The sequence below is a fragment of the Nostocoides australiense Ben110 genome (assembly GCF_001050535.1).
GTDB lineage: Bacteria > Actinomycetota > Actinomycetes > Actinomycetales > Dermatophilaceae > Nostocoides_A > Nostocoides_A australiense.
Genome location: NZ_HG764815.1, coordinates 3,774,140 through 3,776,374, shown reverse-complemented (window position 1 = coordinate 3,776,374; position 2,235 = coordinate 3,774,140). Strand labels below are relative to the sequence as shown.

The following is a 2,235-nucleotide window of genomic DNA, read 5'->3' as shown; positions in this document are numbered from 1 at the left end:
GAGGAATAGTCAAGACCTGTGGATCGGCGTGTCACGCGACGTGTTGATCTCCTCCTGATTCGTCGGGTCGTTCGACGAGGATGCCCTTCTCGAAGGTGGCGCCGGCTCGGACCAGCGCGACGAGATGAGGCGCGTTGACGGCGCGCCAGCGGGCCTGTGCGGACTCGATGAGCTTGAACGCCATCGCGATCCCGGCGGCGCGGGAGCCGGGTCCCTTGGTGACCCGCTGCCGCAGCCGCACGGTAGCGAAGGTGGACTCGATCGGGTTCGTCGTGCGCAGGTGGGCCCAGTGCTCGGCCGGGTAGTCGTAGAAGGCCAGGAGCACGTCGAGGTCGTCGCTGATCTTGGCGGCGGCCTTGGGCCACTTGACCCTGTAGTCGGCCGCGAACACTTTGGCAGCCTTCTCGGCGTGCTCCTTGTCCTCGGCGTTCCAGATCTCGGCCAGGGCGGTCTTCGCGCCGCGCTGGGCCGACTTGGGCAGCGCGTTCAGAACGTTCGCGATCTTGTGGAACCAGCACCGCTGCTCGGCGGTCTCAGGAAACACCTCGCGCAACGCGGCCCAGAAGCCCAGCGCGCCGTCGCCGACCGCGAGCACCGGCGCCCGCATCCCGCGCCGCTTGCACGAGCGGAGCAGGTCCAGCCAGGACTGCGTGGACTCGCGGTGCCCGTCGTCGAGGGCGATCAGCTCCTTGGTGCCGTCAGCGCGGACGCCGATCATGACCAGCAGGCACACCTTGTCCTGCTCGAGTCGGACCTTGAGGTGGATCCCGTCGACCCACACGTACACGTAGTCCGAGTCGGCCAAGGAGCGGGTGTTGAACGCGGCGGCCTCGTCCTGCCAGTCCTTGGTCAACCGCGTGATCGTCGCCGGCGAGAGCCCCTGCGCCGAGCCCAGGAACTGGGTCAGCGCCGGCCCGAAGTCCAAGGAGGACAGGCCGTGCAGGTACAGCAGCGGCAACACCTCGGCCACCTTCGGCGACTTCCTGGCCCACGCGGGCAGGATCGCCGAAGCGAACCGCTTGCGCTCCCCGGTGCCCTCGTCGATGCGGTTGTCGTTGACCCGCGGGGCTCGCACCGGCACCGGGCCCGACGCGGTGAGAACCTCGCGTTCGTTGTGGTGACCGTTGCGCACCACCAGGCGCCGACCGGCCTCGTCAAGCTGGTCGGCAGCTGAGTCGATGTAGGCGGCGACCTCGGCCTGGAGCGCGACCGCAATCATCTGACGGGCCGCGTCGCGGACCAGCTCATCCAACAGCGACGCACCGGCTGGCTCGTTGGACTCCTCGGCGTCGTGAACTACTTTGAGCATGGGCGTACCTTCCCGAGCCGGCGCGCCAACGCCGACCCTGATCAGAACTTGCATGGGCTTCGATCTTGCTCGGGAGGTACGCCCGTTTCACGTCACCTCGCCGAGAGCCATCCACAGGTTCTGATCATTGCTCGCGCGAGATGACGCCCGGCCAAGTCCTGTACCAATCCGGCTACGACGACAAGGCCGACCAGGACGTGTACACCACAGGGTCGGTCCGTGAGTTCCAATCATTCGCATGCAGCTGATGAGCTACCGCAACGCGGCAGAAGCGGACGTTTTGGTGCGCATCATCTGTCATTCGTTGTGACCCAAGCGAGTACTCGGTCGCGTGCTTCGGCTGGGCCCATGGTCAGCAGGTCGTGAAGTCCATAGCCGTCCTGCAACATCCTGCGCGCGATCAGATCACCGACCCAGTAGCCGGATCGCGCAGGAATGCCGAGGGCGGTTCGGTTGCGAAAGAGCGGCGCCACTACCTCGTCGTCATCAGGGGTCTCAACGTGCCGCAGCAGCAGCGAGGCTATGGCCGCGGCATTGGCGTTGCAGTCGTCGAACCACGCCACATGGTGCTCATCCATCCACAGGTAGGCGCTGTCGGTGTGGCCCGGTCGAAGCGCCCGAGAGGTGGCGGTCGCGGCTCCTTCAACCATCACCGCGAGCGAGGAATCGTACGTTCGCGCACCGGTCGCGGGAGACAACTGTGCCTGGACCACGTGAGTGATCTCGTGGACGACGAGAAGATCGTCGTAGGGTGGCGTGCTCAGATACTCCAGAGCCAAGAAGAGCGAACGCCGGCCGTTGTGCTCCGCGACCCAACCGTTGGACGTGTGACCACCGACCATCAGGACCGCATGCAGTTCGCCTTGGAGCAGTCCACGCTCGTGGAAGTCGTTCTCGGCCTGCTCTAGGAGACTGCTGAACAAAAG

The 2,235-nt window shown here is 65.9% G+C and carries 2 protein-coding genes; both read right to left on the bottom strand.

Features of this window, described 5'->3' with window-relative positions; translation table 11 throughout:
* Positions 1-31: 31 nt before the first annotated feature.
* Positions 32-1,309 (bottom strand): IS256 family transposase, encoded by a 1,278-nt coding sequence (locus BN11_RS18555; protein ID WP_048699810.1) that lies wholly within the window; start codon positions 1,307-1,309, stop codon positions 32-34.
* Positions 1,310-1,599: 290 nt separating this feature from the next.
* On the bottom strand, positions 1,600-2,235 hold a 636-nt coding region (locus BN11_RS24360; protein WP_048699808.1), incomplete at its 5' end, for a hypothetical protein.

Bases quoted from the DNA above. Each gene is read 5' to 3' on its own strand.
- BN11_RS18555 (WP_048699810.1), bottom strand. From the start codon at position 1,309: ATGCTCAAAGTAGTTCACGACGCCGAGGAGTCCAACGAGCCAGCCGGT.